Origin of the sequence: Planctomonas sp. JC2975 (assembly GCF_012985205.1) — a bacterium.
Taxonomy (GTDB): Bacteria; Actinomycetota; Actinomycetes; order Actinomycetales; family Microbacteriaceae; genus Humibacter.
This window is the reverse complement of record NZ_JABEKS010000003.1, coordinates 241,991-261,072: the sequence shown is the minus strand read 5'-3', so window position 1 is coordinate 261,072 and position 19,082 is coordinate 241,991. Positions and strand designations below refer to the sequence as shown.

The 19,082-nt window shown below is 67.5% G+C and carries 18 protein-coding genes; 12 read left to right on the top strand and 6 right to left on the bottom strand.

The window, feature by feature from the left end; all coding sequences use genetic code 11:
* Positions 1–71 precede the first annotated feature (71 nt).
* Positions 72–797: an SDR family oxidoreductase gene (locus tag HII28_RS17305; RefSeq protein ID WP_170027087.1), complete on the bottom strand. Its 726-nt coding sequence runs from the start codon at positions 795–797 to the stop codon at positions 72–74.
* 105 nt (positions 798–902) lie between these two features.
* On the opposite strand from HII28_RS17305, the gene HII28_RS17300 reads away from it, so the two are divergent.
* A complete protein-coding gene (locus tag HII28_RS17300; protein WP_346769390.1) occupies positions 903–1,742 on the top strand; it encodes a LysR family transcriptional regulator in 840 nt (279 codons plus the stop codon).
* 168 nt (positions 1,743–1,910) lie between these two features.
* Here HII28_RS17300 and HII28_RS17295 read toward each other — a convergent pair whose 3' ends face one another.
* Positions 1,911–2,630: a TetR/AcrR family transcriptional regulator gene (locus HII28_RS17295; RefSeq protein ID WP_205865033.1), complete on the bottom strand. Its 720-nt coding sequence runs from the start codon at positions 2,628–2,630 to the stop codon at positions 1,911–1,913.
* Between the two features lie 126 nt (positions 2,631–2,756).
* Here HII28_RS17295 and HII28_RS17290 point away from each other — a divergent pair, with 126 nt between their 5' ends.
* Entirely contained in the window at positions 2,757–3,458 is a 702-nt protein-coding gene (locus tag HII28_RS17290) for an NAD(P)H-binding protein (RefSeq protein ID WP_170027085.1), read from the top strand.
* A gap of 171 nt (positions 3,459–3,629) precedes the next feature.
* Entirely contained in the window at positions 3,630–4,223 is a 594-nt protein-coding gene (locus HII28_RS17285; RefSeq protein ID WP_170027084.1) for a dihydrofolate reductase family protein, read from the top strand.
* A 284-nt stretch (positions 4,224–4,507) separates the two neighbouring features.
* On the opposite strand, the gene HII28_RS17280 is transcribed toward HII28_RS17285, so the two are convergent.
* Positions 4,508–5,272, bottom strand: a complete 765-nt coding sequence (locus tag HII28_RS17280; RefSeq protein WP_170027083.1) for an SDR family NAD(P)-dependent oxidoreductase — start codon at positions 5,270–5,272, stop codon at positions 4,508–4,510.
* A gap of 57 nt (positions 5,273–5,329) precedes the next feature.
* On the opposite strand from HII28_RS17280, the gene HII28_RS17275 reads away from it, so the two are divergent.
* The 5 genes from HII28_RS17275 to HII28_RS17255 all read left to right on the top strand — a co-directional run bounded on the left by HII28_RS17275 (position 5,330) and on the right by HII28_RS17255 (position 10,491).
* Positions 5,330–6,061, top strand: coding sequence for an SDR family NAD(P)-dependent oxidoreductase (locus HII28_RS17275; protein WP_170027082.1), 732 nt, complete (start codon positions 5,330–5,332; stop codon positions 6,059–6,061).
* A gap of 2 nt (positions 6,062–6,063) precedes the next feature.
* Positions 6,064–6,843 carry an FCD domain-containing protein gene (locus HII28_RS17270; RefSeq protein ID WP_170027081.1) on the top strand — a complete coding sequence of 260 codons (780 nt, stop codon included), beginning with the start codon at positions 6,064–6,066 and terminating at the stop codon, positions 6,841–6,843.
* Positions 6,844–6,889: 46 nt separating this feature from the next.
* A complete protein-coding gene (locus tag HII28_RS17265; RefSeq protein ID WP_170027080.1) occupies positions 6,890–7,111 on the top strand; it encodes a tautomerase family protein in 222 nt (73 codons plus the stop codon).
* Between the two features lie 151 nt (positions 7,112–7,262).
* Complete coding sequence (locus HII28_RS17260; protein WP_346769389.1) at positions 7,263–9,926, top strand: lamin tail domain-containing protein; 2,664 nt, start codon at positions 7,263–7,265, stop codon at positions 9,924–9,926.
* Positions 9,927–10,104: 178 nt separating this feature from the next.
* Positions 10,105–10,491, top strand: a complete 387-nt coding sequence (locus HII28_RS17255; RefSeq protein ID WP_170027079.1) for a hypothetical protein — start codon at positions 10,105–10,107, stop codon at positions 10,489–10,491.
* Between the two features lie 73 nt (positions 10,492–10,564).
* Here HII28_RS17255 and HII28_RS17250 read toward each other — a convergent pair whose 3' ends face one another.
* Positions 10,565–11,539: a WYL domain-containing protein gene (locus tag HII28_RS17250; protein WP_170027078.1), complete on the bottom strand. Its 975-nt coding sequence runs from the start codon at positions 11,537–11,539 to the stop codon at positions 10,565–10,567.
* Positions 11,540–11,605: 66 nt separating this feature from the next.
* Here HII28_RS17250 and HII28_RS17245 point away from each other — a divergent pair, with 66 nt between their 5' ends.
* Both HII28_RS17245 and HII28_RS17240 read left to right on the top strand, forming a co-directional pair.
* Positions 11,606–12,748 carry an epoxide hydrolase family protein gene (locus HII28_RS17245; RefSeq protein WP_170027077.1) on the top strand — a complete coding sequence of 381 codons (1,143 nt, stop codon included), beginning with the start codon at positions 11,606–11,608 and terminating at the stop codon, positions 12,746–12,748.
* A 176-nt stretch (positions 12,749–12,924) separates the two neighbouring features.
* Entirely contained in the window at positions 12,925–15,162 is a 2,238-nt protein-coding gene (locus HII28_RS17240; protein WP_205865032.1) for an adenylyl cyclase, read from the top strand.
* Between the two features lie 100 nt (positions 15,163–15,262).
* On the opposite strand, the gene HII28_RS17235 is transcribed toward HII28_RS17240, so the two are convergent.
* Entirely contained in the window at positions 15,263–16,282 is a 1,020-nt protein-coding gene (locus HII28_RS17235; RefSeq protein ID WP_170027076.1) for a hypothetical protein, read from the bottom strand.
* A 192-nt stretch (positions 16,283–16,474) separates the two neighbouring features.
* Here HII28_RS17235 and HII28_RS17230 point away from each other — a divergent pair, with 192 nt between their 5' ends.
* Together HII28_RS17230 and HII28_RS17225 are read left to right on the top strand one after the other, a co-directional pair.
* The gene (locus HII28_RS17230) at positions 16,475–17,698 is read left to right on the top strand and encodes an MFS transporter (protein ID WP_170027075.1); all 1,224 of its coding nucleotides are present in this window, start codon (positions 16,475–16,477) and stop codon (positions 17,696–17,698) included.
* Positions 17,699–17,833: 135 nt separating this feature from the next.
* The gene (locus HII28_RS17225) at positions 17,834–18,613 is read left to right on the top strand and encodes a sugar phosphate isomerase/epimerase family protein (protein WP_170027074.1); all 780 of its coding nucleotides are present in this window, start codon (positions 17,834–17,836) and stop codon (positions 18,611–18,613) included.
* Positions 18,614–18,672: 59 nt separating this feature from the next.
* Here HII28_RS17225 and HII28_RS17220 read toward each other — a convergent pair whose 3' ends face one another.
* Entirely contained in the window at positions 18,673–19,080 is a 408-nt protein-coding gene (locus HII28_RS17220; RefSeq protein WP_170027073.1) for a hypothetical protein, read from the bottom strand.
* Positions 19,081–19,082: the final 2 nt, after the last annotated feature.

Below are 19,082 nucleotides of genomic sequence, written 5' to 3'. Positions count from 1 at the left end.
GTCGTGCCCCTCCTCCAGGGCAGACCGGTGCATGTTTGCGGATCGGGAAAGCCGGCCATTGATCTGGTGCCTCACCAGGGCACTGTTCCGGCGTCGTCGAAGAATCCCCCGGTCGGGCCGTCGGCGGGAAGGGTGGCCAGCCGAATCGCGATGGCCGCACCCTGTCGGGGCGTGCGCGTGCCGCTGAATCCGTTGAGGTCGGTGGCGGTGAATCCTGGGCAGCCGGAGTTGATCAGGATGTCGGTGCCGCTGAGTTCCTTGGCGTATTGGATCGTGAGGGCGTTGAGGAAGGTTTTCGAGGCCAGGTACGTCGTCGGCACGGAACCCATGTCGATGCCGGGCGTGGTGTGCAGAGTGAGCGAGCCGACGCTGCTGGACATGTTGACGATTCGCGGTGAGGCGGATGCGCGGAGCATCGGCAGCATCGCGTTGGTCACTCGCATGACCCCGATCACGTTCGTCTCCACAACGGTCCGCACGGTTGCGAGGTCGGCCGTCGTCGGGGTCTGCGGCACGCCGCCGGTGATAGCGGCGTTGTTCACGAGGACATCGAGTCCTCCGGCATTCGTGTCGATCAGTTCGGCGGCTGCGGCCACGCTCGCGTCGTCGGTCACATCCAGTGGCACGCCGATCGCGTCGACCCCGGCGGCACGCAGTTTCTCCACGGCGGCGTCGCGACGTTGCGGATCACGCGCGCCCACAACGATTCGCCAGCCGAGCGCTCCAAGACCCGCTGCGATCTCGTATCCGATTCCCTTGTTCGCACCGGTCACCAGTGCAATCGTCTGTCTGCTCACGGCCTTGATCCTGCAGTTCCTGCAGCTGCACGGTCCAACACCGATCGGGTGATGGGTGATACCGCACGGGTATCGGTCCTGGTCAGCGCCGAATATCCTGAGCCGGTGGAGACAAGGGAGATGCGATACTTCGTCGCCGTCGCCGAGGAGTTGCACTTCGGGCGCGCCGCGCAACGGCTCTCGATCGCGCAACCACCGCTCTCGCGCGCCATCCAGCAGCTCGAACGACGGCTCGGAGTCGTCCTGCTGCACCGCACCGCCCGCTCGGTCGCATTGACCGAGGCAGGTTCGGTGCTCCTGCACGAGGCGCGGTTCGCGCTCGAAGCGGTGGAAGCCGCTGAGCGCCGCACCCGACGCGCGGCCACTGGCCGCCCCGGTGTGGTGCTGGCGAGCAAGGCAGGAGCGTCGAAGGAGCTGGTGTCCCGGTTGCTGGATGCCTATGCAGCCCGCCCGGACGCCGTCGAAGTCGAGGTCGTACTGTGCGGGCCGAGCGAAGCGGAGAGCCTGCTGCGCAACGGACGTGCGGACGTCGCACTGCTCCAGCGACCGTACGACGCGACGACCGGGTTCGACACCGAGGAGTTGCACACCGAACGGCAGATCGTCGTCTTGCCTGTAGGGCATCCGCTCGCTCATCGCTCGGAGATGTCAGCGGCCGAGGTCGACGCAATGACCGACCCGCCCCTGCCGCGTTGGCCCCGAGCGGATGGGAGCTATGTCGACGGTCCCGGCCCGCGCGTCCGCGACCATACGCAGCTGATCCAACTGATCACGCTGGGCAGGGCATGTGCGCTCCTGCCCGAATCGCTCGGGGCTCAGCTGGGCGATGATCATGCTGTCGTTTCCGTGCCGGACGCACCGGCGGTCACGACCGTCATCGCCTGGCCACCGCAATGCAGGTCCAAAGCCGTCGCTGACCTTGTGCGCACTGCGGCGAACCTCTAGTCGGCACGTCGTGCGCCGGTCCATGTGCCGGTACGCCGCACGTCCTGAGACCACTTCTTGGTTCGGCCAACGCACCCCCGGGGATTCACCACGGCAAGACCTTGGTCGTCACGGCGACGGCGCAGTACATGTGTGCGCATCCGGTTCTTATCCGCCGTCAGCCAGCGGTCAAGAGTCCTGAGGTCCCAGTCGCAGGGTGTTCAGGAGATCTGCGACATCGGCGTCGAACAGCTTCTCGGGCGCGGGAGTGACCCCTTGCAGGTGGCCGTACACCTCCAGAGTGACGAGCCCATGGAGACGGGAGCGGATGCGCAGAGCGAGCGCGAGCGCGGCCGGGGGCAGCTCGGGGAAAGCGGTGCGAACCTCATCGCAAAGTAGCGGATCGAAATCGGACCACCGAAAAGTGCCGGTGTCGGCGCCAGGTGCGGCATAGGGCCAGGCGAGGGCGGCCAGCCCCGTGAGGCCAAGGCAGATGCGTCGGATCGCATCGGGCGCGGGTCCTCCTTCCGGCGCCTTGTACCCGGGGATCGGATCTCCGAACACAAGTCGAAATCCCTCGCGGTTCTCGAGCGACCACGCCCGGAAAGCGTTCGCCCACGCCCGGATCCGTCCGGCGGGTGACGAGCGCTTCGTGCGCGCCCAGCTGGCATCCAGCACGTCGGCCAGATCGGTGGAAACGTCCCGGATCAGCTCGGTCGCGAGGTCGTCGCGGGTGGCGAAATAACCGTAGATAGCGTTCGGGGTCATGCCCATCTCGCGTGCGATCGCCCTCAGCGTTATGGCATCCGGTCCACCGACGGACATCAGCGCGAGCGCAACCTGCTTGATCTCGGCCGTCGTCGCCGCGCGTAGACGCGCGCGCCGATCCGGGGACGCTGTGGCTGTCACGACACAAGTCTAAGACATTGGTGCTTGCTATATAGAATCTGTACACCGTATAGTTTGTGCACGGCGTAACCTCACCGGGTCAGCCATACGACCGGTTCTCTCGGGTAATCCAGAACGGGGCAACTCATGCATATCGGAGTCATCGGCGGCACGGGCATGATCGGCAGCCGCGTCGTCACGGAGGCCGTCGACCGGGGACATCGGGTCACTGCGTACAGCCGCGACGCCTCGGCCATCCACGACGGTCGGGACAACGTCGAGTGGAAGGAGGTTGACGTCACCGACAGCGAGAACCTTCGCGCGGTCATTGCCGGCCTCGACCTTCTGGTCAGCGCATTCGGGCCGGGCAACACAGCCGCGGATCCGGAGCGGGCCGTCGCGCTCGGCATCGCGGACCCGGGCATCTACGTTCGCGTGGCGCACGCGCTGACCATCGCCTTGTGCGACTTTCCTCGCATCCGTCTCATCGTGGTCGGCGGCGCGGCGAGTCTCGAGATGGAACCGGGTCTGGTGTTTCAAGACTCGGATGAACTGCTCCATGCCGCGATCGACAGTTTCGGCTTGCCGCCGGACTACGCTGCGGCGATGCGCGGTCATGGCGATGCGCTCAACGTCTTCCGTACCTCGAACCGGCTGTGGACCTATCTCAGTCCCGCCATCGAGACTGCGCCGGGTGAGCGCACCGGCCGGTACCGGTCCGGCGGTGACCAGCCTGTAACGGATGCCGAGGGGCGCAGCCGCATTTCAGCCGAGGACCTGGCGGTCGCTGTTCTCGATGAGGCGGAAATACCGAGGTACATACAGCGCCGCTTCACCATCGGCTATTGAGCACTCACGTGGTCGCTATCGGCGTGGACCGGACGAAGGTGCACGCGTGCGCGGAGGCGCGTCTTCTCGAGCGAACGGTTCAGAACGGTTCGCGCAGCTCACATCGTCAAACTCGGATTCCGGCACTCGGGAACCAGGCGGGCTCCACAGGATCATCATTCGGAGGAAGTAATGAACTCATCAGAATCGCGCCGTTTCGTCACGGCGATGCAGGTCACACTCGATGGCTTCAGCGTGCAGGACGGCCTCGCGGACTGGGTCGACTCCTGGTCGGACGCCATCCAACTCGTCGGCCCCGTTGACACGCTCATCCAGGGCGGCCGCATGCATCCCGGCTACGGACTGTACTGGAGCGCCATCGACTCCGACGCGCCCGAGGTTGCCGAGATGCTCGGCCGTACTCCGTATCCGCGAGAGATCGAGACCGCTCGGCTCATTGCCGAGACTCCGCACCTGGTGGTCTCGACCTCACTCGAGAGCATCGACTGGCCGCCGAACGCCGCAATCGTGAGAGACATCGACGAGCTGCGGGAGTTCAAAGAGCGACCAGGAGGAGTCGGCTACGTGGTCGGAGGCGCCACTTTGGTACGCAGGCTGCTCGACGAAGGACTGATCGACGAACTGGTCCTGATCGTGCACCCCGTGGTGGTGGGTGCAGGCGAGCCTCTCCTGGCAGGCGTCGCCCAGCGACACGAGCTCGAACTGATGGAGTGCGAGCCAGGGCCTGGCGGGCGAGTGCATCTGCGCTATCGCGTCAACGTGTGAGCAAAGCCGCCCGCCGCCTTCGCAACGGAGCACGTCGACCCGGCCTTCACCCGAAGTCGAGCGTTGCCGTGCACTCGTCCGACGATGTGAAGCAGATGCGCTGACGAACGAGCGCCACAGGCACGTGCATGGCAGGCATTGGCGGCGAGTCGCGCTTATCGCATCAGGGCGTCCTCTTCAGCCCTTGGCCGCTCCTGAGCGCCTCGAGTTGGATGTCACGCCCTGCGGCCCGTTGGTGATCGTTGCAGCGCTTCTTCGACGTTCGTCGGGTCGTCACGCTCTGGTCAGTCCGACAGTCCCTCGTACGCCCGGCTCGGGATCTGCGTCGCCAGCTTGCCTCCGCTGACGTCGTGCAGCGCCCCTGTGATGTATCCGGCGGCATCGCTCGCGAGGAAGCAGAGCAGATCTGCCACGTCGTCCGCCCGCTCCCAGCGCCGCAACGAGAGGGTGTCCAACAGTCGTGCCTGCGCACCTTCCGGCATGTCGGCGAATCCGTTCATCGCGGTGGGGATCATTCCCGGCGCGTAGCAGTTCACCGTGATGTTCCACGGGCCGAGCTCGCCGGCCAGGACTCTCGTGAATTGGACGACGGCGGCTTTCGACGCGGCATACGCTGCCGAACCGATGCTCGGCACGATGGCAGCGAAGGATGCAGCGTTGATGATGCGTCCAGCGCCGACAGCCTTCATGGAGGGGATGACCGCCTGACTCAACAAGAAGGTTCCCAGCACGTTGACGTCGAAGGTGGCCTTCCAATGCGCTGGATCGAAGGTCTCGATGGGGCCCTCGATCAGGATGCCTGCGTTGTTGATCAGCACGTCGACGCGCCCATGGAGTTCGAGCACGCGATCGATGGCCGCTTTGACGGCGGAGGGATCCGTGATGTCTGCGGTGAGCTGAACGACGCCGGGCGCGAGCTCATCGGGGTAGGCGATGTCGATCGCGACCACCTTCGCCTTCTCGCTGACGAAGCGGTCGACGATCGTGCGTCCGATACCGCGTCCACCACCCGAGACGACGACCACCTTGTCTGACAGATCGAGCAGCATTGACGCCTCCAATAGTCATACTATTGGCGAGACCCTATCACCAAGGGAAAGGACGCGATGAGCCGGCGCAATTCGGAGAAGGTCGTCTGGATCACCGGCGCGGGATCCGGAATCGGTTCGGCTTCTGCGCGCCTCGCGGCGGCCGCCGGCTGGCGTGTCGCGTTGAGCGGACGTCGGCTCGAAGCCCTCGAGGAGGTTTCGGCCGAAATCCGTGCGGCCGGCGGCGAAGCGCTGGTGGCGCCGCTCGACGTGCGGGACCGTTCGGCCATCGCCCGCGCGCGCGATCTCGTTCTCGACTGCTTCGGACGCGTCGACGGACTCGTGCTCGCCGCCGGCCTGAACAGTCCGCGTCGGCACTGGTCGGATCAGAACATGCCCGAGTTCGAGGAGATTCTGCAGACCAATTTGGTCGGGCCGGCCGCGGTCATCGACGCAGCACTACCGCAGCTTCGCGAACGGGCCGGTGTCGTCGTCGTCATCTCCTCCTATTCGGCGTGGGCGTTCAACCCGATCGCAGGCGTCGCCTACAGCGCGAGCAAGAAGGGGCTGGCAGAACTCGCGCGCACTCTCAATGCACAGGAGGCCGGTGCCGGCGTGCGGGCCTGCCACCTCTGCCCGGGCGATGTCGCCACGGACTTCTTGAATCATCGGCCGAACGTGCCCGACGTCGAAGCCCGGCAGCGCATGCTCGCGCCCGCCGACGTGGCGAGGTCTGTGCAGTTCGTTCTCGACGCGCCAGCGCATGTCCGCTTCGACGAACTGGTGATCTCGCCTCTCTCGCAGGCGTGACGGTGGCGGTCTCCGACGGTGCGGCATTCCGGCGTGTGCTGGACGGTCTCGGCCTTGCGATCGTGGGCGGTGACGTGCCGCCGGGCAGTGACGACACCGTCGATCGCATCGTCGAACGTACCGGGGCGTCACGATCCGTGGTCCGCGAGGCGACCAGGGTGCTGGTCTCGCTCGGGATGCTCACTGCTGGACGTCGGGTCGGGCTCCGCGTACGCCCCAGGGATGAATGGGATCTGCTGGATCCGCAGGTGATCCGGTGGCGTCTGGAGTCGCCGGACCGCGAAGCGCAGCTCGCCGACCTCCTCGGCCTCCGGCTCGTCGTCGAGCTCGAGGCGGCCGCACGTGCTGCCGCGCATTCAACGCCAAGAGAGACCGCCGAACTCCGGGCGACGGCGCAGGCGCTGGCCGGGGCGACGGCGGCTCGCGATCGGGACGGATTCTTCGAGGCAGACCGTCGATTCCACGGCACGGTCCTCAGGCTCGCGGGCAACGCGATGCTGGCGAGGCTCGCCGGTGTCGTCGACGAGGCGCTTCGCGAGCGCGTCCCTGACGACCATCTCCGGTGGAGCGTCGCCTCGAGCGGCGTCGAACTCCATTCCGCTGTCGCCGACGCGATAGCCGCCGGCGACAGCGACGGCGCCGCCAGACTCATGCGTCGGATCGTCGACCCGGGCGCGTCGACCAGAGCCCCGCAAGGTCGAGCCCACCGCGTTGCTATGGTGGAGTCCCCGCCGGGGATGGGCGGCTCGAGTGCCTCCGTCTCCGCTCCGATCGACGAGTGATCGACGCCGGGTACCGTCTCATCAGCCCCTCTCCCGCAAGGAAGCCATGCCGAACATCACCGTCGAGCTGCTGAAGGGCCGCACGATCGACCAGCGACGGGAGTTCGCCGAGGCCGTCACGGCGAGCGCCGTCGAGATCCTCGGCGCGCGCCGCCAGGATGTCCGCATCGTCTTCCAGGAGATCACCGCGGACAGCGTCGCCAACGGCGGCGTCTTCGCCAGCGAGGATCCGTCGCGCGCGGAGGTCGTCGCCAAGCACAACGCCTGACGGCGTCCGGTGCTGCGGGTGGGCCGGTCGAGCGCACAGCGGTTGTCGGTGGGCTGAACGGGGCGCCCGCTAAACGAGCACCCCTCATAATTGCCCCTTCGGCTACCCGACGTTCACCTCCCGTTCCACGGCCTCCAGGACGGTGTAGCCCGTGCGTCTTGCTGCTACCCGTCCCGCGGTCGTCACCGCGTCTGCCCTGGTTCTCGCTGTCGCCGGCCTCGTGGCCGTTCCGGCAACAGCATCCGCGAGTCCGGCCGCCCCGAGCGTCGCGATCACGGAGTTCGCCTACGGCGGGCTGATCAGCGGGTCGAGCGTAGGGGGTGACGGCGAGTACGTCGAGGTCACGAACGTCGGCGCATCCGCCGTCGATGTGAGCGGATGGTCGTACGGCACGGCCGCCGCGCCCGGCACCGTCTCGCTGTCCGGGCTCGGCACGCTGTCCGCCGGAGAGTCAGCGATCATCACGGATGTCACTCCCACCGAGTTCCGCGCCGACTGGGGCCTCAAGGACTCGGTCAAGGTGGTGAACGACGGCAGCACCACGCTGAACAAGGGCCCGAAGACGATGTACCTCTTCGATACGGATGGCAACACCGTCGACTCCGTCTCGTACGCCTCCGGATTCCTTTCGGGCGGCAAGGGCCAGTCCGCGTGGGTCGACGCCGCGCACGTCGGCGCGAAGGCGGACACCACGGGCTGGACGTTCTCCACCGTCGGTGACGAGCAGGAGAGCTGGACCAGCGTGACAGGATCCATCGGCTCTCCCGGCACGTCGAGCCTCGGCATCGCGGACGCGTCGTCCGTGCGCACTCCGATCAGCGGCGGCGGGGGAGACACTCCTCCGGCGACGGATCCGAACTGGGCCGACATCGTCATCAACGAGGTGACCTCCGACAACGACAGCATCGGCTTCGCCCCGCTGCCCACACTCTCCGACGGCGTCGAGCTGTACAACAAGGGCACGCACGACGTGAGCCTCGCCGGCTGGAAGCAGATCGACAGCGGCGCGGCCAGCGCCGCGACGGACTTCTCCGGCGGTCTGTATGTGAACGGCGTGCTCTCGACGACGATCCCCGCAGGCGGCTACGGCGTGTTCCAGTCCACCAAGGGCCTGTCCAGCGGTGGCGACGCCGTCAAGATCTACACGCCGGATGGCACGCTCGTCGACTCGGTCGAGTGGACGGCCGGCCAGGCCGGCGTCGACGAGACGGTCAACACGGATCACGCGTACAAGTCGCTGGCCCGCTGCCCCGACGGCGGAAGCACCTACCTCGAGGTGACGGCCGCGAGCTTCGGCGCCTCGAACGCCGCCGCCTGCGCCACAGGCGTGCCGCCGCTGACCAGCGGCACCGCGCCAGAGGCGCCGTGCCAGACCGAGAACTCCGGCGACGACCCCGGTACGGTCCCGGCGGATGCCACGACCTGGCCGGGCAGCGCCACCCCCGCAACGATCGACGCCCAGTGCTCGTGGGTGACCAGCGAATCCGGACAGGACCTCAGCGGCCTCGCCTTCGATCCGTCCAATGCGAACGTGCTGTACGCCGTGAAGAACAAGAGCCACGTGTGGCGTCTGCTGAACGAGAACGGCACCTGGGTGAAGGACACCGCGAACGGCTGGGCGGATGGCAAGGACATCCGCTTCCCGAACGGATCCGGCGCACCCGACTCCGAGGGCATCACGGTCGGCCCCGACGGTGCGCTGTACATTACGACCGAGCGCGACAACAACGCGTCGAGCGTGCCGCTGGACTCGATCCTTCGCTTCGACCCCACCACCTCGGCGACCACGATCTCCGCGACGGACCAGTGGGTGCTGACGGATGACCTGGGTTATGCCCCGACCGACTCCGCCGACTCCAACCTGGGCTTCGAGGGCGTCGCGTTCGTTCCGGACAGCTACCTCACCGCACAGGGCTTCCGCACGGACGCCGGCACGCTCTACAACCCGGCCGACTACCCGCACAAGGCTGCAGCGGGACTCTTCTTCGGCGCCATCGAGAAGACCGGCCACCTGCACGCCTACGTGCTGAACACCGACCACTCCTACACGCGCGTCGCCGACATCGACAGCGGGCTCGTCGGAGTGATGGACGACTCGTTCGACGCCGACCTCGGCGGAATCTGGGCGCACTGCGACAACACGTGCGGCAACGCGACCACTTTCCTGGGCATCGGCAGCGACGGCCACTTCGGCGTCGAGCACACCTACGCCCGCCCGGCCGGCCTGCCGAACTACAACCTCGAGGGCTTCGCCGTCGCACCGGCGTCCACTGCGGTCGACGGACAGCGCCAGGTGCTGTGGACGGATGACGGCAACCGCTTCGGCCACTCGCTCTGGGCGGGCACGCTTTCCGTCGACCTGGGCACCACGCCGGGCGGCTCCGGCAGCGGCGTCGCACTGAACATCGGCTCGTCCTCGGTGAAGCCGGGTGACCCGATCACCGTCACCGCGAGCGGGCTCGCCGCAGGGACGACGTACACGGTGACGCTGCACTCGACGCCCGTCGAGCTCGCCAGCGGGTCCGCGGGAACCGACGGATCCCTCAGCCTCACCGGGACGATCCCTGCGGACACGGCGCCCGGCGCGCACACCATCACGATCGCCGATGCCGCGGATCCGAACACCGTCCTCGCGTCGGCGCCCCTGACGGTCGAGGATCCGGCCGCCGGCGGTGCGGGATCGGCGGATGCGTCCGGATCCCTCGCGTCGACGGGATCCGATCCGCTGCCGATGCTGCTCGGCAGCGCCGCCCTGCTGCTCCTCGGTGTCGGGGCGCTCGCCACTCGCCGCCTCGCACGCAAGCGTCGCGCGTAGTCGCCTGAGGGTTTCGGGCTCGCCCGGCCCGGCACGGGACGAGACCAGGGACTCCCTGGGCCTCGTCCCGTGTACTTCGACTGGTCTGACCTCCTACGCCTGCGGATCTGCCGGCGAGCGCGAAGACTGGTCATGCGGGTGCAGAACGCGCCCGACAGACCAGGCGAAGGACGTACCGATGACCTCGACCAACGACCGCAGGACCGACCTCTACGGGTACCTGCTCACCACAGGCTCGCGCGAGCAGATCCTCGAGGCTCACGTGGCGGCGTTCCGAAGGCTGAGCGCTGACGATCGGCGGGCGCTGTTCCTGCGCCTGCAGGACGTCTCCAGAACGCCCGCGGAGCATCCGCAGGCCGGCGATGCGGACGAGCTCGCCCGGATCGCGACGGACATCGAGTTCGAATCCCCCGGACGGCTGTCGATCATCCTCGAGTCGCCCACCGCATCGGGGGACTACTCCACTCTCCTGGATGCCGTCGCCCACAACATCCCTCGCCGCATCGAGACGCTGACGGCGTTCCGAGAATGGTCGGCGAGCGTCGACGACGACTGGTTCGACTGACCGCGATCGCGACGGTCCGGGCCGCGGTCGTTGCTGACGGCACTCCGTCGGTTCAGCGGGCGACCGGCCTTCTTCAGGATCCGTTCGCGTCGACGGATCCCGCGACCGCGCGGGCGTAGCGCTCGGAGAGCAGCCGCAGCCTGGGCACGAGCTCGGCGGGGGACTCCACCGTGAAGTCCATCATCAGCATGCCGATATACGCGGCGACCGTGTCCAGGCTGTCGGCTCCCGTCACGAGCACGCACGTCTCCTCGTCGATCGGTTCGACCACGCCGACCGTCGGATTGATGCGGTCGAGCACGGACTCGGCGGCGGCAGCGATCCGGAGGCGAGCGTGCACGGCCCATCCGCTGGCGGCGATCGTGCGCATCGCGAACGCTGTGTAGTCGCCGCCGGGGAGCGGGTGCGGTTCGAACCGGCGCCGGGTGGGCATCCGCAGCGACATCCAGTCCACCCGATACGTCGCCCATTCGCCGAGCTCCGGATCGCGCGCAACGAGATGCCAGCGCCGCTGCCAGCTGAGCAGACGGTACGGCTCGACCAGCCGAGCGGTCTCCTGATAGTCGAATCGCAGCCACTCGACATCGCGGATCGCCGCCGCGACGGCTCCGAGGACGGCCGCGTCGACTTCGGGATCCGGCGCATCGGTGTCGATGTTCTCCTGGCCCCGGTCGATGGTGGAACCGAGCGCCTGGACCATCGGCCGCAGTCGAGTCGGCAGCACCTGCTCGATCTTGGCGCGGGCACGGGCGCCGGCCTCCGCGATCCCCGTCACTCCCGCCGCGACCTGCAGTCCGACGGTGACGGCGACCGCCTCTTCGTCGTCCAGCAGCAGCGGGGGCAGACGCCCGCCGGCTCCGAGCCGGTACCCGCCGACAGGGCCACGGGTGGCATCAACGGGGTACCCGAGTTCGCGCAGGCGCTCGATGTCTGTGCGCACCGTCCGTCCACTGACCCCCAGGCGCGCGGCCAGCTCGGTGCCCGTTCGCGCCGAGCCGGTCTGCAGAAGCGAGAGAAGCGCGAGAAGGCGGGCGGAGGGACTGGACATGGCCACCTTTCAGAGGCGTGATTATTAGGAACGAAATCAACCTAATACGTTCGTAACGTTGAAGACATGACCACCACGACACGTCTCGAGATCCGTCCCTTCACCGTCTCCGTCAGCGATGCGGAGCTCACCGATCTGCAGGAGCGCCTCGCCCGCACCCGACTTCCGCAGCCGGCACCAGCCGACGACTGGAGCGCCGGAACCCCGAACTCGTATCTCCGGGAGGCGACCGAGGTGTGGCGTGCGTTCGACTGGCGGGCGGCGGAGGCTCGGATCAACGCCTTCCCGCACTTCGTCGCGGAGGTCGACGGCCAGGACATCCACTTCATTCACGTGCGCTCAGCTCACCAGGGCGCGACGCCGCTGCTGCTGGCGCACACGTATCCGGGATCGTCCGTCGACTACCTCGACCTGATCGACCTGCTCGTCGACCCGGAGGCGCACGGCGGCCGAGCCGAGGATGCCTTCGACGTCGTCATCCCCGATGCGCCCGGCTACGGCTTCTCGCAGCCGGTCGTCGAGGGCGGCTGGACGACGGCCAGGGTCGCGAAGGTGTACGACGCACTCATGCGCGGACTCGGATACGACAGCTACGGCATCCACGGGTCGGACAACGGTGCCATGGTCGCCAGGGAGCTGGGACTCCTGAGCCCCGACGGATTCCTCGGCCTGCACGTGCTGCAGCTGTTCTCGTTCCCCTCCGGTGACCCCTCGGAGTTCGAGCGGCTCGAACCGGCCGACTACGCCGGCCTCGAGCACATGCAGTGGTTCCAGTCCGTCGGTGGATACAACACGATGAACGCCTCACGTCCGCAGACCGTCTCGGTCGGGCTCAGCGATTCCCCGATCGGCCTCCTCGCCTACAGCGAGCTGTTCAACAGCTTCGGCAACGGCACGTCTCTCGTACCGCTGGAGAAGATCCTGCTCGAGGTCAGCGTGAACTGGTTCGCCAACGCCGCGAGCGGCATGAGCCGCAGCTACTTCGACAATGCGCAGGCCCAGACGGAACCGCAGATCAACCACGCTCGCACCGGCGTCGCGGTCTTCAAGGACGACTTCCAGACGATCCGGGTGTTCGCCGAGCGCGACAACGACAACATCGTGCACTGGAGTCGTGTGGAGGAGGGCGGCCACTTCGCGGCGCTGGAGCGTCCTGCGCTTCTGGCGGACGACATCCGGGCGTTCTTCGGCGCGCCGCGGGAGGGCTGACAGCGAGCGCTGCGCAGAACCGGATCCCCCGACGGCTGCGGCCTCGGGGGATCCGCCGTCGGTCGCGCGCAAGGGTCGCGCACAAGAGTGGCGCGCACCGCGACTCCGTGCCACTGTTACTGACAAGTCAGTAACAGCTTCTGCTGACGTCGGCGAATGTTCAAAGGAGAACCAGCATGAGTCGCACCGTGCCATCGCGTCGCGCGTTCAAGGGGGTGAGCATCCTCGCGTCCTCGGCTCTCGCGCTGACCGGAATCGGCCTGTTGTCCGCCGCGCCGGCATCCGCTGCGACACCGGCAGGCGATCCGACTGCAGGATGCCAGCCCGATGCCTCGTACGTGGCCCCGGCCGCCCCCGACTTCGGTCCGAACGTGGTCATCCTCGACCCGAGCATGACGACGGATCAGATCAACGCCAAGCTCGCGGCCGTGTCGAACGAGGAGGAGTTCTCCTCGAACCGGCACCAGGTGTACTTCCTGCCCGGCACGTACGGATGCGGCACGGACACCACCAACTCCGGCCCGAATGCGGCGACCGGCATCGTGAACGCGAACGTCGGATTCTACGAATCCGTGGCCGGCCTCGGCGGCTCGCCGGACGACGTGACCATCAACGGCGCTCTTCACGTGGAGCCCGTGCAGTCGAATCCGTCCGCTCCATGGGAGGGGCAGAGTCCCGGGTCGCTGGACAACTTCTGGCGAAGCTTGAGCAACGTGAAGGTCAACCCGATCCAGGAACCGCTCGGCGAGGACGCCACCCGCCAGTTCCCGGAGGGCATCACCGATCCGAACACCATGCGCTGGTCCGTGTCGCAGGCGGCACCGCTTCGCCGTGTGGACATCGCAGGCAACCTCACGCTGATGGGACGCTTCGGCGCCTACGCGAGCGGCGGCTTCCTCGCCGACTCGAACATCGACGGGCTGGTGACCAACGGATCCCAACAGCAGTGGTACACGGAGAACAGCTCCGTCGGATCGTGGTCGAACGGCGTCTGGAACCAGGTGTTCTCCGGCGTGACGGGGGCTCCTGCCGATGCCACGTATCCGAGCCCGCCGTACACGACGCTGGACTCGACGCCGCTGAGCCGCGAGGCACCGTTCCTCTACGTTGACGGCGGCCGGTACAAGGTGTTCGTGCCGAACGCCAAGCGGAATGCGTCAGGAGTGAGCTGGTCGACGGATTCCACTGACGGCACGTCGCTGCCGATGAGTGCCTTCTACATCGCGCACCCCGGGGACTCGGCGTCGACGATCAACGCGCAGCTTGCATCCGGGAAGAACCTCATCGTGACGCCGGGCGTCTACACGCTCGACCAGGCGTTGCGGGTGAAGCGAGCGGACACGGTGATCCTCGGCCAGGGCGAGGCGACGCTGACGCCGACGCGCGGCAACGCAGCAATCGAGGTCGGAGACGTCAAGGGCGTGAAGATCTCCGGGCTGACGATCGATGCGGGCGCCGTGAAGAGCGACGTGCTCGTGCAGGTCGGGCCGTCGGGAGCACACGTCAGTGACCCGGCCGACCCGACCACACTGAGCGACGTCTTCGTGCGGATCGGCGGGGCCCGTCAGGGCAGCGTGAACACCGCGATCGTCGTGAACAGCAGCAACGTGCTGCTCGACGACATCTGGTCGTGGCGCGCCGACCACGGCAGCGACGTGGGCTGGACGCAGAACACCGGTCAACACGGCCTCGTGGTCAACGGCGATGACGTCGAGGCCAACGGGCTGTTCGTCGAGCACTACCAGCAGGCGCAGACCGTGTGGAACGGCAATGGCGGCACCACGATCTTCTACCAGAGCGAGCTGCCGTACGACCCGCCCACCCAGGCCGACTGGATGGATGGCACGCGCGACGGATACGCGTCGTACCAGGTCTCCGATTCGGTCACCAGCCATCACGCCTACGGACTCGGCATCTACTCGTTCTTCGACCCGACCCGCGAAGCCGGCGGCGTGGATCAGAACGTGTTCGCGGCATCCGCGATCCAGACTCCGGTGAACCCGAACGTGGCGTTCCACCACGTGGTGACGCAGTTCCTCAGCGGAGGCGGCGGCATCACGCACGGCGTCAACGGCACGGGCAACACGGTCTCTGCGACCTCGGCGACGGGATCGACGGCATACATCGTCGACTACCCGGCGGCCGGAACCCCGGTGACGACCGTGCGCTTCGCGACGCCGGGCGCACCCGTCAACGGGGCCGGCTTCTACAAGGGCGGCTCGGTCTCGTTGGCCGTGTCGACCACTGGTGACACGGCAGCCCTGCTGTCCGCGAGCATCGACGGAGGCGCGTCTGTTGCCGTCTCCGGTCCGCTCACTCTCGGCAAGGGGTCGCACACGGTGACGGTGACGGCGACGGATGCCGCAGGCTACGTCGAGGCGATCGGCACGTGGAGTGGAAAGGTGGTCGGGTAGCGGCGAACGGTCCGCGAGGATCGGATCCGCACCGTCGGATCGCACGAGGGGCCCGCGCTCAGGTACGGGCCCCTCATGGTGTGTCCGGTCCGAGCGGATCCTAGGGCCGCAGCGCGATCATCCGTTCGGCGATCCACCGTCCCATGCTCTCCCGACCGGAGGCGAACGCCGCCACCTGGGCACCGCGCCAGTCGAGGACTTCACGGAGGCCGTTCGAGTTCCGCATCGTCGACAGCGTCTGCCATGCCGTCGAGCGGCTCTGTGTGACACGCCGTCCGCGAATCTCGTCCACCTGCGACCATGAGATCGCGGCGAGCCGCGCACCGTCCGGGAGCGAATAGAAGCGGATGCCGTCCGGGCCGACCGCAGTCCCCATCAGTGTGCGCGCGGTGACGGTCTGCCCCCGACGGCCGAAGAACGTGATCATCGACGGCGTCATCGAACTCACGAACAAGAGCGGCGAGTCATCCACTTCGTGCAGGCGCCGAAGCGCATGCCGCAGCCTGAACTGCGGCACATAGAGAAGGTAGAGCAAGAAGGGACCGACGAGACTGATCGCTATGAGGTAGATACGCATACCGGGATTACCGGGAGCGACCTCGAAGGCATCTCCCGCCATGGACCCGACGAAGAACGAAAGGGCCACCAGGCCCAAGGACACCAGCGTCGTGTAGACGTAGACAGCGGTGACGGCTCCGCGGTTGACAGGCGGTTTGGGCTTGTCGTTGGAAGAACCGACGGGATCGGTGCTTCCCGCGATGACGGCGCTCGGGCGCAGCACAGATCCGGTGCGGGGATCGAGTTGCGGCAGGTTCCAGTCGTCTCCGGTCGTGGTGTATCCGGCCTCGCGTTCGAGTCTTGTGCGCGCCCCGATCGCGCGCGACTGTCCCACGATGATTGCGATCGCGCCCAGCGGAACGACCCATCCGACGAGCGCCCAGAGCACCGGGGGCTGCCACGGAATGAATGCGCAGGCGAGGAGGGCTCCCATGCTCAGGTACAGCGCCGCCACCGTCAGGCCGACCAGCCGTTTGCGCAGCGACGCCGCGGATCGACCAGGCAGCAACGCAGGGGCGGCATCCTGCAGAACAAGGGGAGACGGGACACTCGCATCGGGCACGGGGAAAAGCTAGCGCCGGAGGATCGCCGCACATTCTGAACGTTTCCACAGGTGGGGCAGCTGTGCCGCCGCGTGCTCGGGCGGCTCGCCGCGATACCTCGCGCATCCGTCGCTGAGGTCGGCATGTTGTCACGCGGGCCGCAGCTCGGCACGCGTCGATCCGATGCCGGGCGGTGCTTCAGAATGGAGCGGATGACGCACGTGACCGACGACAGCCAGCCACTCACTCAGCCGGCTCGTCGCCGGTCCGGCACTCTGCTGGTTCCGACGGCTGCGCTGACGTGGGGTCTGCAGTTCGCGTTCTTCAATCCGGCGTTGGCGCTCGTGCTGGCGGGCCCGTTCGGGGCGACGGATGCGCAGATCGGCCTGGCCCTCGCGCTGTACAACGTGAGTGGATTCGTCTGCTCGCTGGTGATCCCGATGATCGCCGACAGAAGGGGCAGCTACCTCACCGCGATCATCTGGTGCGGGATCGCCACCCTGCCGCTGACCGCAGTGCTCGGATTCTCCAGCCTGCTGCCCGTTGCCATGGTCGCGCTCGTGCTGCTGGGCGGCCCGGCAAGCGTCGGATCCTCGCTGCTGTTCGCGCACCTGCGCGCGAGCGGGGCGTCGCCGCGGACCGTCATCAACACGCGTGCCGTCGTGTCGTTCGCGTGGGTGGCCGGCCCACCGATCGCGACGCTGCTGGTGGGATGGTTCGGCGACCGATCCGTGCTCGTCGCGATCGCCGCGGTGTCGCTCGTCGGTCTGGCGACGACGGTCATGCTGCGGATGCGCCAGCGGTCGCCCGAGCATGCCGTCCGCAAGACGGTCGACGCCTCGAGAGACGAGGTCGCGTATCCGATCGTCGCCGTTGTGGCCATAGCGGTGGCGTTCGTCGCGCTGCAGGCCACCAACTACGTCGTGACGACCGTGATGGCACTGTTCGTGGTGAACACGCTGCAACTGCCGGTGTTCTGGGCCGGAATCGCTCTCGCCGTCGCGGCGGGCGCGGAGATCCCGGCGCTCATGATCATCGGGCGTCTCTCGCGGCGCTTCTCCAGCCTCACGCTGATCGCAGCCGGATGCGTCGTCGGCACGGCGTTCTACGTGCTCATGGCCGTCGTGAACGGTCCCGTGCTGCTCCTGGTTGCGCAGCTCCTCAACGCCGTGTTCTTCGCGATCGTCGCAGGTGTCGGCCTCACGTTCTTCCTGGAGATCATTCCGCGGCCGGGGCTCGCGTCTGGACTGTTCACGAACATCCGCCGCATCGGCGCCATCATCTCCGGCGGGATCATCGCGCTCGCCGCGGTGATCGGCGGATACCACAACATGTTCCTGGTGTGCGCGGCGCTTGCGGTGTTCGCACTCGTCGTGATCGGCATTGCGGCGGGTCTGACCCGGCGTGCGTCGACACGCGGCGGCCAAAGCGCGTGATCGGACCGGCGGACCACGCCGCATAATCGAGCTGAATCGATTCATTCAAGGTGCTAGCGTGCCCGATGTCGCCACGGGGCCGACTCCCATGCTTCGCGATCACGCACACCGTCCGTCACCTCGGAAAGGAACCCCATGCCGTTCTCCGCCTTCGGCGTCATCACCGACGCAGCCCGCCTCGACGCAGCCTTCGCGGCCGGTGTCGATTACGTCGAGCCGTTCATCGTGGACAACGTCGTGGTGCCGGATGCCACCCGGTGGCGACTCGCGGACGCCTATCGCGGCCGGCGGCATCCGTCGTTCGCCGTGCTCGTGCCCGGCTCCCTGCAGCTGATCGGCACCGAGGGCAGTGCCGACGGCCGAGCGGATGCCGCGCGAGCCTACTTCGAGGCCGTCTTCCCGATTCTCGGCGAGGTCGCCGAGCCCGGAGCGAAGGTCGTCTTCGGATCCGGACGATCCCGGACGGTGCCGGACGGCGTGGGCCGGGAGGCAGCACGGGACCAGCTCGCGACGATCGTGAGGATCGCGCGCGACGCGGCGGCGGCATCCGGTCTGCGCATCATGCTGGAGCCGCTGCACACGGGCGAGACCAACCTGATCAACTCGATCGGCGAAGCCGCGGAGTTCCTCGACGCGTACGGGATCGACGACGTGCCGATCGTCGCCGACCTGTTCCACATCATGCTGCACGGCGAGCCGCTGGGTGCCATCCTTCAGCACGCATCGCGGATCGGCCACGCTCACATCGCCGACAGCGGTCGCCGTTACCTCGGAACGGGCGACTGGCCATGGCGGGATTTCCTCGCGATGCTGCAGCAAGCGGGCTACGACGGCAGCGTGTCGCTGGAGTGCAACTGGGGCGAGGACTTCGAGGCAGAGGTGCGCGGCTCGGTCGAGCTGCTGCGCGCGGTCTAGAGCCCTGGGTCAGAGTTCCATCGCTGCCGCGACCCAACGCTCCGGGCGTGCCGGCGCGCTCACCGCGACGCCGCCACCGCCGGGGCACTGCGGAACATGACGCCCGTCGCGATGGCGAGCACGATGATCCCGATCGACTCGATGACGATGGTCTGCGGCACGAGCGTGAACGTCCACACCTCGCGGATGCCGAAGAGGCCGACCGTGAGAGCGAGGAGGAGCGAGACGAGCGTTGCGACGAGGAACAGCAGGCTCAACACCGTGGCCAACTGCAGCAGCCTGCCGCGGAGGGTGAGCATCGTGATCGCCAGCACGAACGCGGCTATCGCGTTGAGCACGAACAGCACTCCCAGCACACCTCCGACGCCGTCGAAGACGAGGAAGAGGTGTATGCCGCCCACGATGACGAGGATGATCGCGCTGAGGATGCGCATCACCCAGCGCATCGGCTGGCTGGTTCCGGCCATGT

What these genes read in the sequence shown, in the direction of transcription:
- HII28_RS17290 (WP_170027085.1), top strand. Translation starts at nt 2,757, where the DNA reads ATGCATATCGGAGTCATCGGCGGCACGGGCATGATCGGCAGCCGCGTC.
- HII28_RS17285 (WP_170027084.1), top strand. Translation starts at nt 3,630, where the DNA reads ATGAACTCATCAGAATCGCGCCGTTTCGTCACGGCGATGCAGGTCACA.
- HII28_RS17280 (WP_170027083.1), bottom strand. Translation starts at nt 5,272, where the DNA reads ATGCTGCTCGATCTGTCAGACAAGGTGGTCGTCGTCTCGGGTGGTGGA.
- HII28_RS17275 (WP_170027082.1), top strand. Translation starts at nt 5,330, where the DNA reads ATGAGCCGGCGCAATTCGGAGAAGGTCGTCTGGATCACCGGCGCGGGA.
- HII28_RS17265 (WP_170027080.1), top strand. Translation starts at nt 6,890, where the DNA reads ATGCCGAACATCACCGTCGAGCTGCTGAAGGGCCGCACGATCGACCAG.
- HII28_RS17255 (WP_170027079.1), top strand. Translation starts at nt 10,105, where the DNA reads ATGACCTCGACCAACGACCGCAGGACCGACCTCTACGGGTACCTGCTC.
- HII28_RS17250 (WP_170027078.1), bottom strand. Translation starts at nt 11,539, where the DNA reads ATGTCCAGTCCCTCCGCCCGCCTTCTCGCGCTTCTCTCGCTTCTGCAG.
- HII28_RS17245 (WP_170027077.1), top strand. Translation starts at nt 11,606, where the DNA reads ATGACCACCACGACACGTCTCGAGATCCGTCCCTTCACCGTCTCCGTC.
- HII28_RS17240 (WP_205865032.1), top strand. Translation starts at nt 12,925, where the DNA reads ATGAGTCGCACCGTGCCATCGCGTCGCGCGTTCAAGGGGGTGAGCATC.
- HII28_RS17230 (WP_170027075.1), top strand. Translation starts at nt 16,475, where the DNA reads ATGACGCACGTGACCGACGACAGCCAGCCACTCACTCAGCCGGCTCGT.
- HII28_RS17225 (WP_170027074.1), top strand. Translation starts at nt 17,834, where the DNA reads ATGCCGTTCTCCGCCTTCGGCGTCATCACCGACGCAGCCCGCCTCGAC.
- HII28_RS17220 (WP_170027073.1), bottom strand. Translation starts at nt 19,080, where the DNA reads ATGGCCGGAACCAGCCAGCCGATGCGCTGGGTGATGCGCATCCTCAGC.